Source organism: Enterobacter vonholyi (genome assembly GCF_008364555.1).
Lineage (GTDB): Bacteria > Pseudomonadota > Gammaproteobacteria > Enterobacterales > Enterobacteriaceae > Enterobacter > Enterobacter vonholyi.
On sequence record NZ_VTUC01000010.1, the window covers coordinates 65,387 to 91,358 of the forward strand.

Consider the following 25,972-nt stretch of genomic DNA (forward strand, 5'->3'; position numbering starts at 1 on the left):
CGTAGTTCTTTTCATCATGCATTTCGCCGAATGATTATTGATTCATTATCGGAAGAGGAAAGGCAGGAGACGTTATTATCGTTAGCTATTCTGATGGGCGTACTTAAATATGATGAAGGTGGGTATTGCGACATTTCAGGTAAAAGATTTACGCCCGCTCAGGCTGCCGCGCAGATAAAAGACGAGACGCTGGAAGGAACCCTTATCAGAATAATTACGCGCGACTATTTTGATGTCGATGCTATCACCAGCCATGCAAAATTGAATATGGTTTCTGGCGAAAAAGGATTCAGCTTTAATATCTCAGCCAGACAGTTACCGCATCCCTTACCGGCGGGATGGCAGGTTGAGGAATTACCGGATCGGCGCGTGCGTATTACCGTTCAGGGAGAAATGGACTGTAAAATTGAGGCGTTGTTGCGCACGGAGATTCAGGCTGCAGGTTTGCTGCCGCAGGGATTCCGGCCGGGTGACCATTACAATTCGCAGTTCCATCCGCGGGCGTTACAAATGGCGATTGTCGGGGCATCGGACGCCATCAACGCTCTGGGGATGCCGTGGCGCGAGATACAGGCAGCGATCGCGCCGGATCAGCTCGGGGTCTATTCGGGCAATATCATGGGACAGCTCGACGATTATGGCTTTGGCGGTATGCTCCAGTCGCGCCTGAAAGGCCAGCGCGTCAGCGCCAAACAGTGTCCGCTGGGCCTGAACAGCATGTGCGCTGATTTCCTCAATGCGTATGTGCTGGGTAGCGTTGGCCATACCAGCGCCACGCTGGGGGCGTGCGCCACGTTTCTGTATAACCTCAATGCGGCAGTCGAAGATATAAAAGCGGGACGCATTCGCGTGGCCGTTGTGGGCAGCGCCGAAGCGCCGGTCACCTCCGAAGTGATTGAAGGATTCGACGCCATGGGCGCCCTGGCAACGGAGAGCAAGCTTAAGCATATTGATGAAACGGAAACGCCCGACTGGCGCAGCAGCAGCCGTCCTTTTGGCGACAGCTGTGGTTTTGTGATCGCAGAATCCAGCCAGTATGTCGTGTTAATGGACGACGAGCTGGCGCTGCAGCTTGGGGCAGAGATCCATGGTTCGGTGGGGAATGTCTTTATCAACGCTGATGGCTTTAAGCGTTCTATTGCGTCACCAGGGCCGGGGAACTACATCACCATGGCGAAAGCCGTGGCTTCGGCAGTGTCGATGGTCGGAATGGAGGCGGTGCAAAAGGGATCGTTTATTCAGGCGCACGGTTCAAGCACGCCGAAGAATTGCGTCTCCGAAGCGGATATTTTTGACCGCGTTGCGCAAGCCTTTGCGATCCGCGACTGGCCGGTGACGGCGGTGAAATCGTATCTCGGTCACTCCCTGGGACCCGCTAGCGGCGACCAGCTCATCAGCTGCCTCGGCGTCTTCCGCTATGGCATTTTACCGGGAATTAAAAGCGTAACCCAGATCGCGCCGCAGGTGAATAACGCACGCTTATCCATTCCTCTTCAGGACTACAAATTAGAGGAAGGCCAGGGGCAAATTGCCTTTATTAATTCAAAAGGCTTTGGCGGTAATAATGCCACGGGGGTGGTTTACTCGCCAAAGCTTACCCATCAATGGTTGCGCAAACGCTACGGGGACGCGGTATTTGCGGATTATCAGCAGCGTAACCGCGAGGTGCGACATCAGGCGAACGCGTACGACGAGTCGGCTTCGCAGGGTGAACTCAACGTTATTTATCTGTTTGGCCAGCAGGGGATAAATGAGGAAGATATTGAGATTGACAGGGATGGCATCACCATTCCCGGATTTGAAAAACCGATAATGTACGCGACGGAAAAAGAATACCCGGACTTTTAATCGTTATATCTGTTTTTATTATTAATCAATATGTGTGGGCCGGGTAAGGGAAATCACCCGGCCGCAGGAAAGAACGGTGACACCGTTAAAGAATGGCTTTAATGCTCTGCGCCAGCGGCGTGGTGGCGCGCCCGATCAGTTTGCTCAGCGTATGGCTATCGTCAAACAGTCCCCCTTTGGATGCGCCCACATCGGAATCCGCCAGCATATCAGCCAGCCCGGCAGGCAGACCGACGCTTTTAAGCGCGGCGGCAAAATCTGCTTCACTGAGATTCTGATAGGTTACCGGTTTCCCGCTCTGTTTGCTGAGTTCAGCCGCCAGTTCGCTCAGCGTCCAGCCGTGGTCGCCCGCCAGTTCATACACTTTGCCCGCATGGCCCTCTTCAGCGATCACTTTGGCTGCCGCCGCGGCATAGTCTGCGCGGGTAGCAGAGGCAATTTTGCCATCGCCTGCCGCACCGATAAACACGCCGTGTTCCAGCGCAGGCGGCGCGCTCGCCAGATAGTTTTCGGTATACCAGCCGTTGCGCAGCAGGGCATAAGGAATGCCGGATGCCGCCAGCGCTTTTTCAGTGGCAACGTGTTCAGCGTGCAGGCCGAGCGGCGATGTATCCGCATGCAGCAGGCTGGTGTAGGCGATAAATTTCACGCCTGCCGTTTTAGCGGCGTTAATCACGTTCTGGTGTTGGGTCGCGCGCTGTCCGACTTCGCTGGAGGAGATCAGCAGAAGCTTTTCCACGCCGCTCAGCGCGGCGGCGAAGGTGGCTTCATCCGTGTAGTCTGCCTGACGCACCACAATACCCTGCTGGCTTAAGGCTTGCGCTTTCGCCGGGTTACGTACGATGGCCACAATCTGGCTGGCCGGTACGGTTTTCAGCAGCTGTTCAATAACGAGATGGCCAAGCTGGCCGGTAGCGCCGGTAATCGCGATCATGATGAATCTCCTTCGTGTTTGTCTGATGTTGTGGCACACTAGCACCATAGCTAACTTTTAGTAAGTACGTACAAAAAGGTAAGTATGAAAACAACGATACCGACGCTCAGCGAACAAATGCGCGATGGCAATCTTTTCGCGGAGCAGTGCCCTTCACGAGAGGTGCTCAAACACGTAACCAGCCGCTGGGGGGTACTGATACTGCTGGCTCTTCGCCAGGGAACCCACCGCTTTAGCGATCTGCGCCGCAAAATGGGCGGGGTGAGCGAAAAGATGCTGTCCCAGTCGCTTCAGGCGCTGGAGCAGGACGGGTTTGTCGATCGCGTATCGTATCCGGTCGTGCCGCCGCACGTAGAGTATAGCCTGACGCCGATGGGTATCGAGGTCAGCGAGAAAGTTGCCGCGCTGGCTGACTGGATTGAGGTGAATACGCCGAAGGTGATGGCGAATCGGGACGATCGCGCGGCCTAAAAGCCGGGCATGTGCGGCCCGATGCCCTCACCCTGACCCACTCCAACGGGGAGAGGGAACAAACACCAAAAGCGGCAACGTGTGTTGCCGTTTTGTTTTACTTACTCAAATCCACCTGATAAATCGCGAACCCAATATCATCCGTCGCGACCTGTTTCATCGGATACTGCGCCTTCTCCTTGATAAACGTGGCTGCCTTGTCGGATGGCGACGTTTCAAAGCGAATATCCAGTTTCGTATCGCTGTGGATCGGTGCCAGACGCCAGTTGTTATCCACCGCAGGATGAATTTCGCCCGCCTTCTTCGACTCCGCGCTGATCCACGCCGCAAGCACCGAGCGGTTCTCGTCCGGCGAGGCAAAGGCGATATGGCTATCTCCCGTACCGGCAAACTTACCGCCGTAGGCACGGTAGTTATTGGTCACCACCAGGAAGGTGGCATTCGGGTCGATCGCCTTGCCGTTGAAGGTCAGGTTTTTGATGCGCTCCGCCTGCGGGTTAACCGCCTGGCACTCGCCGTCATATTTCGCCGGCTGGGTGACGTCAATCTGGTAGTTCACGCCGTCGATCACGTCGAAGTTATAGGTACGGAAGCCGTCCCAGTTAATCAGCGACTGCGGCTTGCTGCTGTGGGGGTCAATCTGGTTAAACTGTCCGGCAGAACACTCAAGCCACTCTTTTACCTCTTTCCCGGTGGCTTTAACCACCACCAGCGTGTTCGGGTAGAGGTAGAGGTCGGCGGCGTTACGGAAGGTCAGCTGGCCCTTTTCGACTTCAACATAGCTGGCCGGGTCATTCTTACGCCCGCCCACTTTGAATGGCGCAGCGGCTGACAGGACCGGCAGTTTTGCCAGATCCGGATCGCCCTGCACAAAGTGTTCGGCATAGGCTTTCTGCGCCATGTTGACGACCTGAACGGTCGGGTCGTCCTGAACCAGCGCCAGGAAGCTGTACATGTTATCGGCGGATTTGCCGATCGGCTTGCTGACGAATTCGCGCGTGGCGTCGTGATCGTGCTTCAGCACGTTGACCAGTTTTTTATCTTCAGCCGCCAGAGATTTTTTCGCTGCAGCGTCGTAAATCGGGCGCGCTTCGGCTTTTGACTGCGTCACCTTCCAGCTGCCGCCGTCGTTATTCAGCACCAGATCCACCACGCCAAGATGGTCGCCCCACATGCCCGGCATCACTGCCGGCACGCCGTTGAGCGTCCCTTTCTCAATGTCAGCCCCTTTGATGCTGACGAAATCTTTACCCGGGAAGACCGCGTGGGCGTGGCCGAACAGGATCGCGTCGACGCCCGGAACTTCACTCAGATAGTAAACGGAGTTTTCTGCCATGGCCTGATACGGATCGGCGGAGAGACCCGAGTGGGCGACAACGACCACCAGATCGGCGCCTTTTTTGCGCATTTCCGGCACGTATTTACGCGCGGTTTCGGTGATGTCGTTGACGGTCACCTTACCGTCGAGGTTGGCCTTATCCCACGTCATGATCTGCGGCGGGACAAAACCGATATAGCCGATTTTGAGCGTTTGTTTTTTCCCGTCCCGATCGACAACCTCGGTATTTTTAATCAGGTATGGGGTAAAGAGCGGCTTTTGCGTTTTAACGTCGATGATATTGGCGTTAACGTACGGGAATTTCGCGCCGGCCAGGGCATCGTGAAGGTATTTCAAACCGTAGTTGAATTCGTGGTTGCCGAGGTTGCCGACGGTGTAATCCAGGGTGTTCATCGCTTTATAAACAGGATGGATCTCGCCTTTTTTCAACCCCCTGGTCGCCATGTAGTCCCCAAGCGGGCTGCCCTGAATGAGATCGCCATTGTCGACTAGCACGCTGTTTTTCACTTCGCCACGCGCCGCATCGATCAGGCTTGCCGTGCGTACCAGGCCGAATTTTTCCGTCGGGGTATCTTTGTAGTAATCGAAGTCCATCATGTTGCTGTGCAGATCGGTCGTTTCCAGAATACGCAGATCTATCGTCTCCGCCTGCACGCTCGCTGCAATCAGCGTCGCCAGAAGCGTTGCACTAAACTTAATCATCAGAGGAGTCCTTTTTTCGATGCAGACCACAAAAGAGTATGTATCTATAGCTTGTTGCTTACAGAAATGTGAATCCTGACAGAAAAAAGTAACCTGAAACCGGAATTGCTTCACAGATAGCGGAATTGTTCACATTACGATATAACTAAAACAAAGAGTTAACCTCACTGCGTTAACAAAGAGGTGGAAAATGCTAGAAAAAATTTGTCAGCTCGCACGGGATGCGGGAGATGCCATCATGCAGGTGTATGACGGTATTAAACCTATGGAGGTTGTCAGCAAAGCCGACGATTCTCCGGTCACGGCGGCGGATATTGCCGCGCATAAGGTGATCCTCAAAGGGTTACAGGCCTTAACGCCGGACATCCCCGTCCTGTCAGAAGAAGCGCCGCAAAGCTGGGACGAGCGCCAGCACTGGCAGCGCTACTGGCTGGTCGATCCGCTGGACGGGACAAAAGAGTTCATCAAGCGCAACGGTGAATTCACCGTCAATATCGCCCTGATTGAGAAAGGGAAAGCGGTGCTGGGTGTGGTTTACGCGCCGGTAATGAAGGTGATGTACAGCGCCGCAGAAGGGAAGGCGTGGAAGGAAGAGTGCGGCGTGCGCAAGCAGATCCAGGTGCGCGATGCGCGTCCGCCGCTGGTGGTAATTAGCCGCTCGCACAGCGACAGCGAACTGCAGGAGTACCTGCAGCAGCTGGGTGAACACCAGACCACCTCGATCGGCTCGTCGCTGAAGTTCTGCCTGGTGGCGGAAGGCCATGCGCAGCTGTACCCTCGCTTTGGGCCAACCAATATCTGGGATACCGCCGCCGGGCATGCCGTTGCTGCGGCCGCCGGGGCGCATGTTCATGACTGGCAGGGCAAACCGCTGGACTACACCCCGCGCGAATCCTTCCTTAACCCCGGCTTCCGCGTCTCTATTTATTGAGCCAGCAGCTTATGCAGCAGGTCGACAACCTGCTGCACCTCTTCCTGGGTCAGCGCCCCGTCTTTCACCCACTGCACGCGACCTTCCTTATCCAACACAATAATCGCTGAGCTTTCTTCCTCCAGCTGCCAGGCCTTACGGGTGACGCCGTTGCTGTCGACGATAAACTGCGACCACGGATAGAGCTTTTTATTGCTCTCAAGGCTTGAGCGCACAAACATCCCGGAGCCCGGAATGGCGTCATCGGTATTAACAATAGTGGTCGTCTGGTAGCGGTCGTGCGGGAATTTCGCGGCCTTGATCGCTTCCACCAGGTTGGCATTTTTCTCTTTTGCGGATGTACGACCGGCAATATGTTGTACAACTCTCACTTTGCCCGCGAGCTGCGCGCTATTCCAGGGTTTGTAGCTAAACTTATCATTGTCGAGAATCAATTCTCCCCGGTCAGCAATGCCGACTGGCGGTACACGTTGTCCTTTTTCAATGTTGTGAGCGGAAGCCCACAGAGGCAGCAGCAGGCAGGCTGCTGCAAGGATATTACGTAGGGTCATGGCGTTTCCTTATTGTTTGCAGGTGATCCGACCACTTGGTCTTACGCTTTAATCATAAGTGCGATCAATGTGGTTTTCCCGCAATCCCGATGCCAGTTTGCGGGTGAACGCACATATCCATGAAAAAACGACGGCTTATACTGCGCCCGGTCACGCTTTGCAAAGATTATTCTGAATAATTGTAATCAAACGGTAAATAAACTTATGCACACTGGGTAACACCGTAGTTCTGGTCTATAGTCATTGGGCATTAAAATTTGCGCTCAGGACAGTCGGGCCGATTGTGGCACCGCAAGAGCGTATGATTCGCAGGAGATACAAGAATGAAAATTTTCCAACGCTACAACCCGCTTCAGGTGGCGAAGTACGTGAAGATCCTGTTCCGTGGACGGTTGTATATCAAGGATGTTGGCGCTTTTGAGTTTGATAAGGGCAAGATCCTTGTCCCAAAAGTGAAGGACAAACAGCACCTGTCTGTGATGTCCGAAGTCAACCGTCAGGTTATGCGTCTGCAAACTGAGATGGCTTAACCAACGTGCTATGCAGTAGTTAAAAAAACGGCTCCCAATGGGAGCCGTTGATGTTTGTGGAGGCTGGAACCTTACGCCGATACCTTCTCTTCCGCATCCGGCAGCTTCGGAACCAGTACGGTCGGTTTGTTGTCGATGCGCGTCACCAGCAGCTGGTCGATGCGGTAGTTATCAATATCCACCACCTCAAACTTGTAGCCGGAGAACTTCACCGAGTCGGTACGTTTCGGGATTTTACGCAGCATAAACATCATAAAGCCGCCGATGGTCTCGTAGTTACCGGACTGTGGGAACTCGTCGATATCCAGCACGCGCATCACGTCTTCAATCGGCGTGCCGCCATCAATCAGCCATGAATTATCGTCACGCTGAACAATCTGCTCTTCCAGCCCCTGGCCAACCAGGTCGCCCATCAGCGTGGTCATCACGTCGTTCAGGGTGATAATACCCACCACCAGGGCGTATTCGTTCATGATAACCGCGAAGTCTTCCCCGGCGGTTTTGAAACTTTCCAGCGCTTCTGAGAGCGTCAGAGTGTCCGGCACAATCAGGGTGTTGCGGATCTGCACGCCGCTGTTGAGCGCCAGGCTCTGGTTTGCCAGTACGCGGTTCAGCAGGTCTTTGGAGTCGACGTAACCGATGATGTGGTCGATATCTTCATTACAGACAAGGAACTTAGAGTGTGGATGCTGCGCCACTTTGTTCTTCAGGCTCTGCTCATCTTCATGTAAATCGAACCAGATAATGCTTTCACGGCCCGTCATGGAAGACGGTACGGTACGGGATTCCAGTTCGAACACGTTCTCAATCAGCTCGTGTTCCTGCTTGCGCAGCACCCCGGCCAGCGCGCCGGCTTCCACTACCGCATAGATGTCGTCAGACGTGATGTCGTCTTTACGCACCATAGGCAGCTTAAAGATGCGGAAAATCACGTTCGCCAGGCCGTTGAAGAACCACACCAGTGGACGAAACACGTACAGACAGAAGCGCATCGGGTTGATGATACGCAAAGCCACAGCTTCTGGCGCAATCATACCGATGCGTTTCGGGGTCAGGTCTGCAAAGAGGATGAACAGGCCGGTTACCAGCGAGAAGGAGAGGATAAAGCTGAGCTGTTCGGCCAGTTCAACGGACATGTACTTAACAAACAGGCTGTAAAACGCCGGAGAAAACGCCGCATCACCCACGATACCGCCGAGTATGGCCACCGCGTTGAGGCCAATCTGCACCACGGTGAAGAACATGCCAGGGTTTTCCTGCATTTTCAGGATGCGGGTGGCATTGATGTTGCCTTCATCGGCAAGCAGCTTCAGTTTGATTTTACGGGACGCGGCCAGCGAGATCTCAGATATCGAGAAAAATGCGCTGACGGCAATCAGACAAAGTATTACTAAAATACTGTTTAACATAGTTTATCCGGCTTCTCGCCAGATCCTCAGAAGGGGAGTTGATACCATTTGTGTGAAAACACATTGAACACCAGCTCGTAGCGTTGAGCCGATTATTTCAGCGGGTAGTATAGCGTAAAGAGATGTAAATCTGCCAGAGGTCACATTTTGGCGAAGATAGCCGGAGGGGGCGGCCAACTCGTGGTGGTTAGGTTATGAGACAACGCTGTCGCTGCCGTGTGCGCCACGCTGTTCGCGTGGCGCTGGATCGGAAATCAGGCAAGCTGTGGCGGCAGGCAGACGCCGATGCCCCCGATACCGCAGTAGCCGTACGGGTTTTTATGCAGATACTGCTGGTGATCGTCTTCCGCATAGTAGAATGGTTTCGCGGTTGTGATTTCCGTCGTCACCTCGCGCGTGTCGCCCGCTTCACGCATGGCCTGCTGGAAACGCTCAAGGCTGGCGCGCGCTGCGGCATCCTGCTCCGGCGTGAGCGGATAAATGGCCGAGCGATACTGTGTGCCGTGGTCGTTGCCCTGACGCATGCCCTGCGCCGGGTCGTGGTTCTCCCAGAAGACCTGCAGCAGCTGTTCGTAGCTGATTACCGCAGGGTCATAGACCACGCGCACCGCTTCCGCATGCCCGGTTTCGCCGGAGCAGACTTCGCGATAGGTAGGATTCGGCGTGTAACCGCCCGTATAGCCAGCCGCCGTGCTGTAAACGCCGGGGAGTTGCCAGAAGAGGCGCTCAACGCCCCAGAAACAGCCCATGGCGAACAGGGCGATTTCCATTCCCTCCGGCACGTTGGTCATGGAATGGTTATTGACGGCGTGTAAGGTCGCCACAGGCATAGGGGTGTTGCGTCCCGGTAATGCATCAGCTTGTGAAACCAGATGCTTTTTGTCGAATAAACTCACGATGGGGCCTCCCGGGGTGCGATGTTTCAGTTAAGGTTGTCACGAAGCGTTTAATTGAACACAATAAATGCGCTGAATCAGTCTAGATTTAATCATAAGAAATATTTGGGTATTACACCCATTTTCAACCCGCGATTCGGGTTTTTGGCCACAGGCCGTATTTTGCCGCGGAGCGGCACTTCATTTGCTTCCAGGGTGGAAACAGGGATATTCAGGAGAAAACGTGACAAAAATCCGCCAGTTATGTTTAGTCAGTGTGTTGCTGACAAGCGGGATTGCCAGCGCGGCGAATGTCCGTTTGCAGGTTGAGGGGTTATCCGGGGCGCTACAAAAAAACGTGCGTGCGCAGTTGTCGACCATCCAGAGTGATGAGGTGACGCCGGACCGGCGTTTTCGCGCGCGCGTAGATGATGCGATCCGTGAAGGGCTGAAAGCGCTGGGGTATTACGAACCCACCATTGATTTTGACCTCCGTCCGCCGCCAAAGAAGGGGCGCCAGGTCCTTATTGCCCGCGTTTCGCCGGGTGAGCCGGTACTGATTGGCGGTACGAACGTCATCCTGCGCGGCGGGGCGCGTACCGACCGGGATTATCTGGACCTGCTCAGCACGCGGCCGAAAATCGGTAGCGTGCTTAACCACGGTGACTACGACCATTTCAAAAAAGAGCTGACGAATGTTTCCCTGCGTAAGGGCTACTTTGACAGCCAGTTCAATAAAAGCCAGCTGGGCATTGCGCTGGAGAGACGTCAGGCCTTCTGGGATATCGACTACGACAGTGGAGAGCGCTACCGCTTTGGCGACGTGACGTTTGAAGGTTCGCAAATTCGCGAAGAGTACCTGCAAAACCTCGTGCCTTTCAAAAAAGGGGATTACTACCAGTCGAGCGATCTCGGAGAGCTGAACCGACGCCTCTCCGCTACCGGCTGGTTTAACTCCGTAGTTGTCGCACCGGAATTTGAGAAGTCTCGCAAAACCAAGGTGTTGCCGCTGCATGGCGTTGTCTCGCCGCGCACCGAGAACACCATTGAGACCGGTGTTGGCTACTCGACGGATGTCGGACCACGCGTGAAAACCTCGTGGAAAAAACCGTGGATGAACTCGTACGGCCACAGCCTGACCACCAGCCTGAGCCTCTCTGCGCCCGAGCAGCAGCTGGATTTCAGCTACAAAATGCCGCTGCTGAAAAATCCGCTTGAGCAATATTACCTTCTGCAGGGCGGTTTTAAGCGCACCGATTTAAACGACACCAAGCAGGACTCTACGACGCTTGCGGTCTCCCGCTTCTGGGATCTCTCCAGCGGCTGGCAGCGCGCCATTAACCTGCGCTGGAGCCTGGACCACTTTACCCAGGCCAACGTCACCAATACCACCATGCTGCTTTATCCGGGCGTGATGATCAGCCGCACCCGCTCGCGTGGGGGCCTGATGCCGACCTGGGGCGACTCACAGCGCTACTCGATCGATTATTCCAACTCCGCCTGGGGCTCCGACGTGGACTTCTCCGTCCTGCAGGCGCAAAACGTCTGGATCCGCACGCTGTATGACAAACACCGCTTTGTGATGCGCGGCAATCTCGGCTGGATTGAAACCGGAGACTTCGAGCGCGTTCCGCCGGATCTGCGCTTCTTCGCCGGGGGCGACCGCAGCATTCGTGGATATAAGTACAAATCGATCTCACCTGAGAACGAAAAGGGCCAGCTAACCGGTGCGTCAAAACTGGCGACGGGATCGCTGGAGTATCAGTACAACGTCAGCGGAAAGTGGTGGGGCGCCATGTTTGTTGACGGCGGTGAAGCGGTGAACGATATCCGCCGCAGCGACTTTAAAACCGGCGCGGGCGTGGGCGTACGCTGGCAGTCGCCAGTCGGACCCATCAAGCTCGACTTCGCCGTGCCTGTCGGCGACAAAGATGAACACGGATTACAGTTTTACATCGGTCTGGGGCCTGAATTATGAGTTTATGGAAGAAAATAAGCCTCGGGGTGCTGATTTTTATCGTGCTGCTGCTCGGTACGGTGGCGTTTCTGGTTGGAACGACGACCGGGCTGCATCTGCTGTTTAACGCCGCGAACCGCTGGGTGCCGGGGCTGGAGATTGGTCAGGTGACGGGCGGCTGGCGCGATCTGCGTCTGAAGAATATCCGCTACGAGCAGCCGGGCGTGGCGGTGAACGCCGGGGAGTTTCATCTCGCGGTGAAGCTGGGCTGTCTGCGTGACAGTAAGCTCTGCGTCAACGACCTGTCGCTTAAAGACGTTAACGTGGCGATAGATTCGAAAAAAATGCCGAAGTCTGCGCCGGTCGAGGAAGAGGACAGCGGCCCGCTGAATCTCTCCACGCCTTACCCGATCGCGCTCTATCGGGTGGCGCTCGATAACGTCAATATCAAAATCGACGACACCACCGTGTCCGTGATGGATTTCACCTCCGGCCTGCGCTGGCAGGAGAAAAACCTCACCCTGACGCCCACGTCGTTGCAGGGCTTGCTGATCGCGCTGCCGAAAGTGGCCGACGTGGCGCAGGAAGAGATCGTCGAGCCGAAGATCCAGAACCCGCAGCCGGAAGAGAAGCCGCTGGGCGAAACGCTGAAAGATCTCTTCTCGAAGCCTGTCCTGCCGGAAATGACCGACGTTCACCTGCCGCTGAACCTCAATATTGAAGAGTTCAAAGGCGAGCAGCTGCGCCTGACCGGCGATACCGATCTGACGGTCTACAATATGCTGCTGAAAGTCAGCAGCATTGACGGCAGCATGAAGCTCGACGCGCTGGATATCGACACCAACCAGGGCTCGGTGAATGCGTCAGGCAATGCCCTGCTGCGCGATAACTGGCCGGTGGACATCACGCTTAACAGTGCCCTCAACATCGATCCGCTGAAAGGCGAAAAGGTGAAGGTTAAAGTGGGCGGAGCGCTCCGCGACAAGCTGGATGTCGGGGTCAATCTCTCCGGCCCTGTGGACATGGTCCTGCGCGCGCAAACCCAGCTGGCGGAAGCCGGGCTGCCGCTCAATCTTGAGGTGGTCAGCAAGCAGCTTTCCTGGCCGTTCACCGGCGAAAAACAGTTCCAGGCCGATGACCTGAAGCTGAAGCTGAGCGGCAAGATGACCGACTACACGCTCTCGTTCCGCACCGCGGTGAAGGGGCAGGGCGTGCCGCCCGCGAACATTACGCTGGATGCGAAGGGCAACGAACAGCAGGTCAACCTCGACAAGCTGACCGTCGCGGCGCTTGAAGGCAAAACCGAGCTGACCGCGCTGCTCGACTGGCAGCAGGCGATCAGCTGGCGCGGCGAGCTGAAGCTGACGGGCATTAATACCGCCAAAGAGGTGCCGGACTGGCCGTCAAAACTGGATGGCCTGATCAAAACCCGCGGCAGCCTGTACGGCGGTACGTGGCAGATGGACGTGCCGGAAATTAAGCTCACCGGGAACGTGAAGCAGAACAAGGTTAACGTTGAAGGCTCGGTGAAAGGCAACAGCTATCTGCAGTGGGTTATCCCAGGGCTGCACGTGGCGCTGGGCCGCAACACGGCGGATATCAAAGGCGAGCTGGGGGTGAAAGATCTCAATCTGGACGCCACCATCGACGCGCCGAATCTGGATAACGCCCTGCCGGGGCTTGGCGGCACGGCGAAAGGACTCGTGAAGGTGCGCGGCACGGTAGACGCGCCGCAGCTGCTGGCGGACATTACCGCCAATAACCTGCGCTGGCAGGAGCTGAGCGTTGCCCGGGTACGTGTGGAAGGGGATGTGAAATCCACCGATCAGATCGGCGGTAACCTGAACCTGCGCGTGGAGCGCATTTCTCAGCCGGACGTGAACATCAGCCTGGTCACCCTGGATGCCAAAGGGAACGAGAAGCTGCACGATCTCCAGCTGCGCGTGCAGGGCGAGCCGGTCTCCGGCCAGCTTCACCTCACCGGCAGCTTCGACCGCAAAGAGGAGCGCTGGAAAGGTACGCTGGATAACACCCGTTTCAATACGCCGGTCGGGCCGCTGGCGCTCTCGCGCTCCATCGCCCTGGACTACCGCAACGCTGAGCAGAAGATCAGCATTGGACCACACTGCTGGACCAACCCGAATGCGGAGCTGTGCGTGCCGCAGACCATCGATGCGGGCGCGGAAGGGCGGGCGCAGATCAACCTCAACCGCTTCGATCTGGCGATGCTGAAGCCGTTTATGCCGGATACAACTCAGGCGAGCGGCGTCTTCAGCGGAAAAGCCGATGTCGCCTGGGATACCACCAAAGAGGGGCTGCCGCAGGGTAGCGTCACGCTGTCCGGGCGTAACGTGAAGGTGACGCAGGAGGTCAACAACGCGCCCCTTCCAGTGGCGTTCGATACTCTGAACCTGAGTGCCGATCTGCATAACAATCGCGCACAGCTGGGGTGGACAATCCGCCTGACCAACAACGGCCAGTTGGACGGGCAGGTCCAGATTACCGATCCGCAGGGACGGCGTAATCTGGGCGGTAACGTCAACATCCGTAACTTCAACCTGGCGATGGTGAACCCGATTTTCGCCCGCGGGGAAAAAGCCGAGGGCATGCTGAACGCTAACCTGCGCCTGGCCGGCAACGCGCAAAGCCCACAGCTGTTCGGTCAGATGCGGCTTAGCGGCGTGGATATTGACGGCAACTTTATGCCGTTTGACATGCAGCCCAGCCAGATCGCGATGAATTTCAACGGCATGAGCTCGACGCTGAGCGGCTCGGTACTGACGCAGCAAGGGCAAATCAACCTGAGCGGCGACGCGGACTGGAGCCAGCTCGATAACTGGCGCGCGCGTATTGCCGCGAAAGGCAGCAAGGTGCGCATCACCGTACCGCCAATGGTACGCCTGGACGTCTCGCCTGATGTGGTCTTTGAAGCCACGCCAAGCCTCTTCACGCTTGACGGACGCGTCGACGTGCCGTGGGCGCGCATCGTGGTTCACGACGTGCCGGAAAGCGCGGTCGGCGTCTCAAGTGATGAAGTTATGCTCAATGAAAATCTGAAACCTGTCGAACAGAAGAGCGCGGGCATACCGATTAATAGTAATCTTATCGTGCACGTGGGGAATAACGTGCGGTTGAATGCGTTTGGGCTGAAGGCGAGGCTCACGGGCGACCTCAAGGTGGCGCAGGATAAACAAGGGCTTGGCCTGAACGGGCAAATTAATATTCCTGAAGGGCGTTTCCATGCGTATGGTCAGGATCTGATCGTCCGTAAAGGCGAGCTGCTATTCTCCGGTCCACCGGATCAGCCTCTGTTGAACATCGAAGCGATTCGTAACCCTGAAGCGACGGAAAACGACGTTATTGCTGGCGTACGCGTTACCGGTTCCGCCGACGAACCGAAGGCGGAGATCTTCTCTGACCCGGCGATGTCGCAGCAGGAAGCCCTCTCTTATCTGCTGCGTGGACAAGGTCTGGACAGCGGTCAGAGCGACAGCGCGGCGATGACCTCGATGTTAGTGGGTCTGGGGGTTGCACAAAGTGGGCAGGTTGTGGGTAAAATCGGCGAGACGTTCGGCGTAAGCAATCTGGCGCTGGACACCCAGGGCGTGGGTGACTCCTCGCAGGTGGTGGTCAGCGGCTATGTACTGCCGGGTCTGCAGGTAAAATATGGTGTGGGGATCTTTGACTCACTGGCAACACTCACGTTACGCTATCGCCTGATGCCTAAGCTATATCTGGAAGCAGTGTCCGGCGTAGACCAGGCACTTGATCTGCTCTATCAGTTTGAGTTTTAGCAATGCGAATATTTGTCTACGGCAGTTTACGAACCAGGCAAGGCAACAGTCACTGGATGACCAATGCCCAGCTACTGGGGAATTACGATATCGAGAACTACCAGTTGTACAGCCTGGGCCACTATCCAGGCGCGGTTCCGGGCGAAGGAACAGTACAGGGTGAAGTTTATCGTATTGATAACGCGACACTTGCCGAACTTGATGCCTTGCGCACCAGGGGCGGTGAATACGCACGCCAGTTGATCCAGACGCCGTACGGAAGCGCGTGGATGTATGTCTACCAGCGTCCGGTCGAAGGGTTAACGCGGATTGTAAGCGGTAACTGGTTAGACAGAGACCAGTACTGAAAAAAAACAGCGCCACCGTGAGGTGGCGTTGTTTTTTTGCGTCTCTTGCCGGGTGGCGCTGCGCTTACCCGGCCTACATGTTCACTGTAGGCCCAGCTGCGCGCCCGCCACAAAAAAAGCCCCGACGTGCGGGGCTTTCATCAATCGGCAGTAAGAATTACTTCTTAGCAGCGCGTTCGAAAGAGGAGATGATTTCCGCTTTCGCTGCTTCTGCGTTGTCCCAGCCGTCAACTTTAACCCACTTGCCTTTTTCGAGGTCTTTGTAGTGCTCGAAGAAGTGAGTGATCTGCGCTTTCAGCAGCTCTGGCAGGTCGTTCACATCTTTGATGTGATCGTACTCTTTGCTCAGCTTGGTGTGCGGTACCGCAACCAGCTTCGCATCTTCACCGGATTCGTCGGTCATTTTCAGCACGCCAACTGGACGGCAGCGAATGACGGAGCCTGGCTCCAGTGGGTATGGCGTTGGGACCAGCACGTCAACCGGGTCACCGTCCAGAGACAGGGTATGGTTGATGTAACCGTAGTTGCACGGATAGAACATCGCGGTAGACATGAAACGGTCTACGAACAGGGCGCCGCTCTCTTTGTCCACTTCGTATTTGATCGGATCTGCGTTAGCCGGGATTTCGATAACTACGTAGATGTCTTCTGGCAGTTCTTTACCCGCTGGGACGTTGAGTAAGCTCATGTCGGTGTCCTTTAAAATGGATGGTAAACAAGTGGCAGGTATTATAGCCAACTCGCGCTGAATGTCTCCGCCTGTTTTCGCCTTCTCTCCACGTTCTTCCCACTTTTCAGACCGATTCCATGACAGAAAAATCCATAAACTCAGCCGCATTTTTCATGGGGAAATGAAAGCGATTACAAACTTGTGATTAACGTTTTATTCACTTTTCTGAAGTGTGATGTAACGCAATTCGTTACATATTTCATGGGCTATAGTCATTCCGCAGAACATCTTTTAACCAACAATAACTCACCCTACGAGGACGTTCATATGTGGAAGCGCTTACTCCTGGTCACAGCAGTTTCGGCAGCCATGTCGTCTATGGCGATGGCCGCTCCCTTAACCGTAGGTTTTTCGCAGGTCGGCTCTGAATCTGGCTGGCGAGCGGCAGAAACCAACGTGGCGAAAAGCGAGGCTCAGAAACGCGGCATTACCCTGAAAATCGCCGATGGTCAGCAAAAACAAGAGAATCAGATCAAAGCCGTGCGCTCCTTTATCGCCCAGGGCGTGGATGCCATCTTTATTGCACCCGTCGTGGCAACCGGCTGGGAACCCGTCCTGAAGGAAGCGAAAGACGCTGAGATCCCGGTCTTCCTGCTCGACCGTTCCATCGACGTCAAAGACAAATCCCTTTATATGACAACCGTCACCGCTAACAACGTGCTTGAAGGGCAGTTGATTGGCGACTGGCTGGTGAAACAGGTCGACGGCAAGCCGTGTAACGTCGTTGAGCTGCAGGGCACCGTCGGCGCGAGCGTGGCCATCGACCGTAAAAAAGGCTTTGCTGAAGCCATCGCGAAAGCGCCAAACATCAAGATCATCCGCTCTCAGTCCGGCGACTTTACCCGTAGTAAAGGTAAAGAGGTCATGGAGAGCTTCATTAAGGCTGAAAACAACGGCAAGAATATCTGCATGGTTTACGCCCACAACGATGACATGGTAATCGGCGCGATTCAGGCAATTAAAGAAGCAGGCCTGAAGCCGGGCAAAGATATCCTCACCGGCTCTATCGACGGCGTGCCTGATATCTACAAAGCGATGATCGACGGCGAAGCCAACGCCAGCGTGGAGCTGACGCCAAACATGGCGGGCCCGGCATTCGACGCGCTGGAGAAATTCAAGAAAGACGGCACGATGCCGGAGAAAGTGACGGTTACCAAATCCACGCTCTACCTGCCTGACACGGCGAAAGAAGAGTTAGAGAAGAAGAAAAATATGGGCTACTAAGCCTGTCTGAACATGCCGGGGGGCGCTGCGCCATCCGGCTTGATGCAGGGGGAAACCATGACCACTGAACAACACCAGGAAATCCTCCGCACAGAGGGCTTGAGCAAATTCTTCCCCGGCGTAAAAGCGCTGGATAACGTTGATTTTAGCCTGCGGCGTGGGGAGATCATGGCGCTGCTGGGCGAGAACGGCGCGGGAAAATCGACGCTGATTAAATCCCTGACCGGCGTTTATCACGCCGACCGCGGCACCATCTGGCTGGAAGGCAACGCCATTTCGCCAAAAAATACCGCCCATGCCCAACAGCTGGGGATCGGGACGGTCTATCAGGAAGTGAACCTGCTGCCGAATATGTCGGTGGCGGATAATTTGTTTATTGGCCGTGAGCCGCGACGCTTTGGCCTGCTGCGCCGCAAAGAGATGGAGGCGCGGGCGACAAAGCTGATGGAATCCTACGGCTTCTCCCTGGACGTTCGCGAGCCGCTGAACCGCTTTTCCGTGGCGATGCAGCAGATTGTCGCCATTTGTCGCGCGATCGATCTCTCCGCGAAGGTACTCATCCTGGACGAACCCACCGCCAGCCTCGATACCCAGGAAGTGGAGATGCTCTTTACCCTGATGCGCCAGCTGCGCGATCAGGGCGTAAGCCTGATCTTCGTTACCCACTTCCTCGATCAGGTATATGAGGTGAGCGATCGCATTACGGTGCTGCGCAACGGCAGCTTTGTTGGCTGCCGCGAAACCCGCGAGCTGCCGCAGATCGAGCTGGTGAAAATGATGCTGGGTCGTGAGCTGGAAACCAACGCCCTCCAGCGCGCAGGGCGCACGCTGCTGAGCGAGAAACCGGTCGCCGCGTTCAGCGATTACGGCAAAAAAGGAGTGATATCGCCGTTTAACCTTGAGGTGCGGCCGGGCGAAATTGTCGGGCTGGCGGGCCTGCTAGGCTCGGGCCGAACCGAAACCGCCGAGGTGATCTTCGGGATCAAGCCCGCGGACAGCGGCAGCGCGCTGATCAAGGGCAAACCGCAAACCCTGCGATCGCCGCATCAGGCCTCCTGTCTGGGCGTTGGATTCTGCCCGGAAGATCGGAAAACGGACGGTATCATTGCCGCGGCCTCGGTGCGGGAGAATATCATTCTGGCGCTGCAGGCCCAGCGCGGCTGGCTGCGCCCGATCCCCCGTAAAGAGCAAAATGCCATAGCCGAGCGCTTTATCCGCCAGCTCGGCATCCGCACCCCGAGCGCGGAACAGCCGATCGAGTTCCTCTCCGGCGGCAACCAGCAGAAGGTGCTGCTGTCTCGCTGGCTGCTGACCAAACCGCAGTTCCTGATCCTCGACGAACCGACCCGCGGCATTGACGTGGGGGCGCACGCCGAAATTATCCGACTTATCGAAACCCTGTGTGCAGACGGTCTGGCCCTGCTCGTCATTTCGTCCGAGCTGGAGGAGCTGGTAGGTTATGCCGATCGCGTCATTATCATGCGCGATCGCAAGCAGGTGGCAGAGATCCCGCTGGATAAGCTGTCCGTTCCGGCGATCATGAATGCCATTGCGGCATAAGGAGTGAATCGTGATGTCCCGTTCGCTTTCGCAAACCGGTGAGTCAAAGCGCCGCTTCAGCTGGCCAACCGGCACGCCGCAAATCGCGGCGCTGCTGGTGGTACTGCTGGTTGACAGCCTTGTCGCACCGCATTTCTTCCAGATTATCGTGCAGGATGGTCGCCTGTTTGGCAGCCCGATAGACATCCTGAACCGTGCTGCGCCCGTGGCGCTGCTGGCCATCGGGATGACGCTGGTCATTGCCACCGGCGGGATTGATCTCTCCGTCGGTGCGGTGATGGCTATCGCCGGGGCCACTGCAGCCTCCATGACCGTGGCCGGGCATAGCCTGCCGGTGGTACTGCTGGCGGCCTTAGGCACCGGCGTGCTGGCCGGATTATGGAACGGCATTCTGGTGGCGGTGCTGAAAATTCAGCCTTTTGTCGCCACGCTTATCTTAATGGTGGCCGGGCGTGGGGTGGCGCAGCTGATTACCTCCGGCCAGATTGTCACCTTTAACTCCCCGAGCCTGGCGTGGCTTGGTAGCGGCAACCTTCTGTTCTTCCCGACGCCGGTGATTATTGCCCTGGCCACGCTCGTTGTCTTTTGGCTCTTCACCCGTAAAACGGCGCTCGGCATGTTCATTGAAGCGGTTGGGATCAACATTCGCGCCGCGCGCAACGCCGGGGTCAACACGCGGCTGATGGTGATGCTGACCTACGTGCTGAGCGGTATCTGCGCCGCCATCGCAGGGGTGATCGTCGCGGCGGATATCCGCGGAGCCGATGCCAACAACGCCGGGCTTTGGCTGGAGCTGGACGCAATCCTGGCTGTGGTCATCGGCGGCGGGTCGCTGATGGGCGGGCGCTTTAACCTGCTGCTCTCGGTGATCGGCGCGCTGATCATTCAGGGCATGAACACCGGGATCCTGCTCTCCGGTTTTCAGCCGGAACTCAACCAGGTTGTGAAAGCGGTGGTCGTACTCTGCGTGCTGATCGTCCAGTCGCCGCGCTTTGTCAGCATCATTAAGGGGATCCGTGGCCATGATAAAACGTAATTTACCGTTGATGATCACGCTGGGCGTATTTGTGCTGGGGTATCTCTACTGCCTCACCCAATTCCCCGGCTTTGCCTCGACGCGCGTGATCTGCAATATCCTGACCGATAACGCCTTTTTAGGCATCATCGCCGTCGGGATGACCTTTGTGATCCTCTCCGGCGGGATCGATCTCTCCGTCGGCTCGGTGATCGCGTTTACGGGCGTGTTCCTCGCGAAGGCGATCGGCTTCTGGGGGATCTCTCCGCTGGTGGCGTTTCCGCTGGTGCTGGCGATGGGCTGCGCGTTTGGTGCCTTTATGGGGCTGCTGATCGACGCGCTGAAAATTCCTGCCTTTATCATCACCCTCGCCGGGATGTTCTTCCTGCGCGGCGTGAGCTATCTGGTGTCGGAAGAGTCGATTCCCATTAACCATCCGGTGTACGACACGCTCTCCAGCCTGGCGTGGAAAATTCCCGGCGGCGGTCGCCTGAGCGCGATGGGGCTGCTGATGCTGGGCGTTGTGGTGATCGGCATCTTCCTCGCCCACCGTACCCGGTTTGGCAATCAGGTTTACGCCATCGGCGGTAACGCTACGTCGGCAAACCTGATGGGGATCTCGACCCGCAGCACTACCATCCGCATCTATATGCTCTCGACAGGCCTGGCGACGCTGGCGGGTATCGTCTTCTCGGTGTATACCCAGGCGGGCTATGCCCTTGCAGGCGTTGGCGTTGAGCTGGATGCGATTGCTTCTGTGGTCATCGGCGGTACGCTGCTTAGCGGCGGCGTGGGTACGGTGCTGGGGACGCTGTTCGGCGTGGCGATTCAGGGACTGATACAAACCTATATCAACTTTGACGGCACGCTCAGCTCGTGGTGGACGAAGATCGCCATCGGCATTCTGCTGTTTATTTTTATTGCCCTGCAGCGTGGCCTGACGGTGCTCTGGGAGAACCGTCAAAGCTCACCTGTTACCCGCGTAAACACATCGGTAACAGAGCGATAACACGCTGAATTTGCTTAAAGTCTAAACATTTTCCGGTAGCGGCCGATACTCTTTTTTTATGCCCAGAAATATCTCGCTACCGGAAATAATATCATGCTTAAAACGCTATCGATTCGTACCGGCTTGCTCTCTTTACTGGCCGTTATGACCCTTCTGCTGCTGATTGTCAGCGGCATTGGCATTTATGCCCTCACACAGAGTTCTTCTTCGCTGCAGCGCATTAATCACCTTCAGGGTGAGCAGATGGTGCAGCTAAATTCAGGCTATACGCTGATCCTGCGCGCCCGCAATGAAGCGGGTCAGGCCGTCCGCATGATGGAAATCGGCATGCTGGACGATGCGGCCAAAGCGGTAAAAAACATCAATCAGGAAGTTGCCCTGGCCCAGAAAACGCTGAAAGGCGTGATTGACGCCGGCGTGGCTGACGAGCAGGGGCAACATCTGCTCGACAAAGTGTCAGCCAGCCTGGCGACATATAACCAGCAGGGGATCAGCCCGATGTTGAAAACCCTGAACGACCAGAGCGCGGACGGGTATTACGATCTGCTGGAGAAGACGCTGATCCCGGTGGCAAAACAGTTTGATAACGATATGCAGGCGTTTCAGAAATGGAGCGAAGCGCGTGGTCAGGCGGAAGTAAGTGCCGTACAGTCGAGTAAAACCCGCGTGCTGATCCTGATTATCGTCGCAGCGCTGCTGACGGCGGGCATTATCGTGCTCGCGTGGCTGGTGCTGCGCCATATGCTGCTCCAGCCGCTCTCGGCCTCCATTGCTCAGCTGGAGAACGTGGCGGCGGGGGATTTAACCCATACGCTTGCCGAGCCCGCGAGTCAGGAGTTTAACCGCCTCAACGCGGTGATAGAGGAGATGCGACAGTCGCTGATGAACTCGGTAATGCGGGTACGCGATGCCAGCTCGCAAATTGACACCGGCAGCCGCGAACTGACCCTGGGAAACCGCGATCTTGCCGAGCGTACGGAATCCACCGCCACGTCGCTGGAGCAGACGGCGGCCAGCATGGAACAAATCACCGCGACGGTGAAACTCAACGCGGATAACGCCGAGCAGGCGCACCAGCTGGCGAAGTCGGTGTCCGATACGGCCGATCACGGCAGCGAAATGGTCTGCTACGTGATTGAAAAAATGCGCGATATCTCCGGCAGCTCGGCGCGCATCGCCGACATCCTGAGCGTGATCGACGGTATTGCCTTCCAGACCAATATTCTGGCGCTTAACGCCTCCGTGGAAGCGGCGCGCGCGGGCGAGCAGGGGCGTGGGTTTGCCGTCGTCGCGGGCGAAGTGCGAAACCTTGCCAGCCGCAGCGCCGACGCGGCGAAAGAGATCCGATCGCTTATCAGTGATTCGCAGACCCACGTTAACGAGGGCAGCGAGCTGGCTCAGCAGGCTGGCGAAACGATGGATGAGATCGCAACAGAAGTGCTGCGCATGACCAAACTGATGCGTGAGATTGCGACCGCGTCCCAGGAGCAAAGCCGCGGCATTGAGCAGGTGAATATTGCGGTGAATCAGATGGACGAAACCGCGCAGCAGAATGCGGCGCTGGTGCAGCAATCCTCCGCTGCGACCCGCTCCCTTGAGGAGCAGTCGCGTCAGCTTATGGAAGCGATGTCATCATTCAAAGTGACGACTCAGACCGCTGCATAATATTACTCAACCCCGGTACGTTCTGTGCCGGGGTTTTATTTTCCCCGGAATTAACTGCCGCAATATTATCGTGAATTTCACCCATTAATATTTCCAGCGAGCTGGTTAAGGCTAACGCTTTTTCCGTCGGTTCAAGATATAAACCTTTTCGGAAAAATAATGGTTCATCAAAGAGTTGATTAAAACGCTTTAAGGCCAGACTCACCGCGGGGCGTGACATCTCCAGACGCAAAGAGGCTTTTGCCATGCTACCGCAGCGGACGATTTCAATAAATACAGGGATAAGATTTAAATCAATGCCGGTATTAGCACGGGAATAATTGTTCATTGCGATTCTGCTCCACGAAATATCTGTCAAACTGTTATGGAAATAATGCAGGAGCAGTGGTGAATATTAAAGCATGTTTTTTATAAACACTTATACGGTAAAATATATAAATGACAGGGGAGCCAGAACGGCTCCCCTGAAGAGAGGTATTACGCGTCCGGGTACTCACGGATAAAACGTTCAACGTCTTCAACCATGTGGTTGTTACCGACGAAGAATGAACGGCGCTGGTGAAGACTTTCCGGCACGATATCCAGAATACGCTCTTTACCGTCGCTCGCCTTGCCGCCCGCCTGTTCGGCGAGGAATGCCATCGGGTTGCACTCGTACAGCAGACGCAGTTTCCCGTCCGGATGGCTGGCGGTGCTTGGGTAGAGGTAGATACCGCCCTTCAGCAGGTTACGGTGGAAATCCGCGACCAGAGAGCCGATATAGCGGGACGTGTAAGGGCGCTGAGTCGCTTTATCTTCTTCCTGGCAGAATTTAATGTACTTCTTCACGCCGTTCGGGAATCGGATGTAGTTGCCTTCGTTGATGGAGTAGGTGTTGCCCTTTTCCGGGAAGCGCATGCGTTCCTGGCTCAGGCAGAAAACGCCCAGTGAAGGATCGTACGTAAAGGCGTGAACCCCGCATCCGGTGGTATACACCAGCATGGTGGAGGAGCCATAAACGACGTAACCGGCAGCAACCTGATTAATGCCAGGCTGCAGGAAATCTTCTTCGGTCACCGGCGTGCCAACAGGCGTGACGCGGCGATAGATGGAGAAAATGGTACCGACAGAAACGTTAACGTCGATGTTTGAGGAACCGTCGAGCGGATCCATCAGAACAACGTATTTAGCGTGTTCACACCCTTCGAAAACAACAATTTCATCTTCTTCTTCAGAGGCGATACCCGCAACGATGTCGCGCGCGCGCAGTGCAGCTTTCAGTTTTTCATTTGCGAACAGATCGAGTTTCTGTTGAACCTCGCCCTGAACGTTCTCGGCACCGCTGGCACCCAGGATATCGACCAGACCGGCCTTGTTGATATCACGGTGGATGATCTTAGCGCCCAGCTTTATTGCCGACAGCAAAGCAGTGAGTTCACCGGTAGCATGAGAGAACTCGTGCTGCTTTTCGACAATAAATTCACCTAACGTTTTCATAACACTTTCCCTGCATCTTTGTGAGTAGAGCGATTGTATGTTCACTAAAACGACTAAAGCCCAACAATCTTAACAAATATTCAAATAGTAGCGCAGAGGTGAATCGCGCCAGCAACATACGGATTTACCTGAAATGCGTTTCACAGCCGCTAACATGTGAGTAAAATGTGCGCCACATTGAAGAAGGATAGTGACGTATGCGCATTCATATATTGGGGATTTGTGGCACTTTCATGGGCGGACTGGCAATGCTGGCGCGCTCGCTGGGCCATGAAGTGACAGGTTCGGACGCCAATGTGTATCCGCCAATGAGCACACTTCTGGAAAAACAGGGCATCTCTTTAATTCAGGGCTACGATGCCAGCCAGCTGGATCCCGAGCCGGACCTGGTGATCGTTGGTAACGCGATGACCCGCGGCAATCCGTGCGTCGAGGCGGTACTGGAACGCAATATTCCGTTCATGTCCGGCCCGCAGTGGCTGCATGACTTCGTCCTGCGCGACCGCTGGGTGGTTGCCGTTGCCGGTACTCATGGCAAAACCACGACCGCGGGCATGGCAACCTGGATCCTCGAAGCCTGCGGCTATAAGCCGGGCTTCGTGATCGGCGGCGTACCGGGTAATTTCGACGTTTCTGCGCGTCTGGGTGACAGCCCGTTCTTCGTGATCGAAGCCGACGAATACGACTGCGCGTTCTTCGACAAGCGCTCCAAGTTCGTGCATTACTGCCCGCGCACCCTGATCCTCAACAACCTTGAGTTCGACCACGCGGATATTTTTGACGATCTGAAAGCGATTCAGAAACAGTTCCACCATCTGGTGCGCATTGTTCCGGGTCAGGGGCGCATCATCCTGCCGGAGAACGATATCAACCTGAAGCAGACTCTGGCGATGGGCTGCTGGAGCGAGCAGGAGCTGGTGGGCGAGCAGGGCCACTGGCAGGCGAAGAAACTCAACGCCGATGCCTCCGAGTGGGAAGTGCTGCTCGACGGTGAAAAAGTGGGTGAGGTGAAGTGGGGCCTTGTGGGCGAGCACAACATGCACAACGGCCTGATGGCCATTGCTGCGGCGCGTCACGTCGGCGTTCTGCCTGCGGATGCAGCCAACGCGCTGGGCTCGTTTATCAATGCCCGCCGCCGTCTGGAACTGCGCGGTGAAGCCCACGGCGTTACCGTGTATGACGATTTCGCGCACCACCCAACGGCCATTCTGGCAACGCTCGCCGCCCTGCGTGGCAAGGTCGGCGGTACCGCGCGCATTCTGGCGGTGCTGGAACCGCGTTCGAACACCATGAAGATGGGCATCTGCAAAGACGATCTGGCGCCGTCGTTAGGGCGTGCCGATGAGGTCTTCCTGCTGCAGCCGCAGCATATTCCGTGGCAGGTGGCTGAAGTAGCCGATGCCTGCATTCAGCCTGCGCACTGGAGTGCGGACGTGGATGCGCTCGCGGATATGGTGGTGAAAGCCGCTCAGCCCGGCGACCATATTCTGGTGATGAGCAACGGCGGGTTCGGTGGGATCCATCAGAAGCTGCTGGACGGTCTGGCGAAGAAAGCGGAAGCGGCAGCCGACGCGTAAAAAAAAGCCCGGTGGCGCTCGCGCTTAC

At 56.1% G+C, this 25,972-nt stretch carries 21 protein-coding genes; 13 read left to right on the forward strand and 8 right to left on the reverse strand.

The genetic code is table 11. The features are described from left to right. Window positions 1-30: 30 nt before the first annotated feature. Window positions 31-1,848, forward strand: a complete 1,818-nt coding sequence (locus F0319_RS15415) for a beta-ketoacyl synthase (RefSeq protein WP_240168107.1) — start codon at window positions 31-33, stop codon at window positions 1,846-1,848. An 85-nt stretch (window positions 1,849-1,933) separates the two neighbouring features. On the opposite strand, the gene F0319_RS15420 is transcribed toward F0319_RS15415, so the two are convergent. Next, complete coding sequence (locus F0319_RS15420) at window positions 1,934-2,782, reverse strand: SDR family oxidoreductase (RefSeq protein WP_149367315.1); 849 nt, start codon at window positions 2,780-2,782, stop codon at window positions 1,934-1,936. 84 nt (window positions 2,783-2,866) lie between these two features. On the opposite strand from F0319_RS15420, the gene F0319_RS15425 reads away from it, so the two are divergent. After that, entirely contained in the window at window positions 2,867-3,253 is a 387-nt protein-coding gene (locus tag F0319_RS15425) for a winged helix-turn-helix transcriptional regulator (RefSeq protein WP_023331869.1), read from the forward strand. A gap of 97 nt (window positions 3,254-3,350) precedes the next feature. On the opposite strand, the gene F0319_RS15430 is transcribed toward F0319_RS15425, so the two are convergent. Next, on the reverse strand, window positions 3,351-5,294 hold the full coding sequence (locus F0319_RS15430) for a bifunctional 2',3'-cyclic-nucleotide 2'-phosphodiesterase/3'-nucleotidase (RefSeq protein WP_149367316.1): 1,944 nt from the start codon (window positions 5,292-5,294) through the stop codon (window positions 3,351-3,353). 190 nt (window positions 5,295-5,484) lie between these two features. Here F0319_RS15430 and cysQ point away from each other — a divergent pair, with 190 nt between their 5' ends. Further along, window positions 5,485-6,225: a 3'(2'),5'-bisphosphate nucleotidase CysQ gene (gene cysQ / locus F0319_RS15435; protein WP_111965373.1), complete on the forward strand. Its 741-nt coding sequence runs from the start codon at window positions 5,485-5,487 to the stop codon at window positions 6,223-6,225. On the opposite strand, the gene F0319_RS15440 is transcribed toward cysQ, so the two are convergent. Beyond that, entirely contained in the window at window positions 6,219-6,776 is a 558-nt protein-coding gene (locus F0319_RS15440; protein ID WP_111965372.1) for a YtfJ family protein, read from the reverse strand. The two genes, cysQ and F0319_RS15440, sit on opposite strands and share 7 nt — an antisense overlap. Window positions 6,777-7,099: 323 nt before the next feature. On the opposite strand from F0319_RS15440, the gene F0319_RS15445 reads away from it, so the two are divergent. Continuing rightward, complete coding sequence (locus F0319_RS15445) at window positions 7,100-7,306, forward strand: DUF1107 domain-containing protein (RefSeq protein ID WP_008501430.1); 207 nt, start codon at window positions 7,100-7,102, stop codon at window positions 7,304-7,306. 71 nt (window positions 7,307-7,377) lie between these two features. On the opposite strand, the gene paeA is transcribed toward F0319_RS15445, so the two are convergent. Both paeA and msrA read right to left on the reverse strand, forming a co-directional pair. Further along, window positions 7,378-8,715, reverse strand: a complete 1,338-nt coding sequence (gene paeA, locus F0319_RS15450; protein ID WP_023310162.1) for a polyamine export protein PaeA — start codon at window positions 8,713-8,715, stop codon at window positions 7,378-7,380. 254 nt (window positions 8,716-8,969) lie between these two features. Beyond that, window positions 8,970-9,611 (reverse strand): peptide-methionine (S)-S-oxide reductase MsrA, encoded by a 642-nt coding sequence (gene msrA, locus F0319_RS15455; RefSeq protein WP_023310171.1) that lies wholly within the window; start codon window positions 9,609-9,611, stop codon window positions 8,970-8,972. Between the two features lie 223 nt (window positions 9,612-9,834). Here msrA and tamA point away from each other — a divergent pair, with 223 nt between their 5' ends. The 3 genes from tamA to F0319_RS15470 are packed head-to-tail and all read left to right on the forward strand — an operon-like array spanning window position 9,835 to window position 15,688. Next, on the forward strand, window positions 9,835-11,568 hold the full coding sequence (gene tamA / locus F0319_RS15460) for an autotransporter assembly complex protein TamA (protein ID WP_149367317.1): 1,734 nt from the start codon (window positions 9,835-9,837) through the stop codon (window positions 11,566-11,568). Next, entirely contained in the window at window positions 11,565-15,341 is a 3,777-nt protein-coding gene (gene tamB, locus F0319_RS15465) for an autotransporter assembly complex protein TamB (protein WP_149367318.1), read from the forward strand. The genes tamA and tamB overlap by 4 nt, the downstream gene beginning before the upstream one ends. 2 nt (window positions 15,342-15,343) lie before the next feature. Beyond that, window positions 15,344-15,688, forward strand: a complete 345-nt coding sequence (locus F0319_RS15470; RefSeq protein WP_111965369.1) for a gamma-glutamylcyclotransferase family protein — start codon at window positions 15,344-15,346, stop codon at window positions 15,686-15,688. Between the two features lie 157 nt (window positions 15,689-15,845). On the opposite strand, the gene ppa is transcribed toward F0319_RS15470, so the two are convergent. Further along, window positions 15,846-16,376 (reverse strand): inorganic diphosphatase, encoded by a 531-nt coding sequence (gene ppa, locus F0319_RS15475; RefSeq protein ID WP_111965368.1) that lies wholly within the window; start codon window positions 16,374-16,376, stop codon window positions 15,846-15,848. A gap of 309 nt (window positions 16,377-16,685) precedes the next feature. Between ppa and ytfQ the strand changes: the two genes are divergently transcribed. The 5 genes from ytfQ (at window position 16,686) to F0319_RS15500 (ending at window position 22,891) form a co-directional block, all read left to right on the forward strand. Continuing rightward, window positions 16,686-17,642, forward strand: a complete 957-nt coding sequence (ytfQ, locus tag F0319_RS15480) for a galactofuranose ABC transporter substrate-binding protein YtfQ (RefSeq protein WP_014882271.1) — start codon at window positions 16,686-16,688, stop codon at window positions 17,640-17,642. Window positions 17,643-17,699: 57 nt separating this feature from the next. Continuing rightward, complete coding sequence (gene ytfR, locus F0319_RS15485; protein WP_008501421.1) at window positions 17,700-19,202, forward strand: galactofuranose ABC transporter, ATP-binding protein YtfR; 1,503 nt, start codon at window positions 17,700-17,702, stop codon at window positions 19,200-19,202. Window positions 19,203-19,212: 10 nt separating this feature from the next. Beyond that, window positions 19,213-20,238: a galactofuranose ABC transporter, ATP-binding protein YtfT gene (gene ytfT, locus F0319_RS15490; RefSeq protein WP_188035109.1), complete on the forward strand. Its 1,026-nt coding sequence runs from the start codon at window positions 19,213-19,215 to the stop codon at window positions 20,236-20,238. Beyond that, window positions 20,225-21,226 (forward strand): galactofuranose ABC transporter, permease protein YjfF, encoded by a 1,002-nt coding sequence (yjfF, locus tag F0319_RS15495; protein WP_023293434.1) that lies wholly within the window; start codon window positions 20,225-20,227, stop codon window positions 21,224-21,226. Before ytfT ends, yjfF begins: the two co-directional genes overlap by 14 nt. 93 nt (window positions 21,227-21,319) lie before the next feature. Further along, window positions 21,320-22,891 (forward strand): methyl-accepting chemotaxis protein, encoded by a 1,572-nt coding sequence (locus F0319_RS15500; RefSeq protein ID WP_149367320.1) that lies wholly within the window; start codon window positions 21,320-21,322, stop codon window positions 22,889-22,891. On the opposite strand, the gene F0319_RS15505 is transcribed toward F0319_RS15500, so the two are convergent. Both F0319_RS15505 and fbp read right to left on the reverse strand, forming a co-directional pair. Beyond that, window positions 22,863-23,219, reverse strand: coding sequence for a helix-turn-helix domain-containing protein (locus F0319_RS15505; protein WP_149367321.1), 357 nt, complete (start codon window positions 23,217-23,219; stop codon window positions 22,863-22,865). The genes F0319_RS15500 and F0319_RS15505 overlap by 29 nt on opposite strands. 149 nt (window positions 23,220-23,368) lie before the next feature. Further along, a complete protein-coding gene (gene fbp / locus F0319_RS15510; protein ID WP_023310178.1) occupies window positions 23,369-24,367 on the reverse strand; it encodes a class 1 fructose-bisphosphatase in 999 nt (332 codons plus the stop codon). A gap of 197 nt (window positions 24,368-24,564) precedes the next feature. On the opposite strand from fbp, the gene mpl reads away from it, so the two are divergent. Next, complete coding sequence (mpl, locus tag F0319_RS15515) at window positions 24,565-25,944, forward strand: UDP-N-acetylmuramate:L-alanyl-gamma-D-glutamyl-meso-diaminopimelate ligase (RefSeq protein ID WP_111965364.1); 1,380 nt, start codon at window positions 24,565-24,567, stop codon at window positions 25,942-25,944. Window positions 25,945-25,972 lie beyond the last annotated feature (28 nt).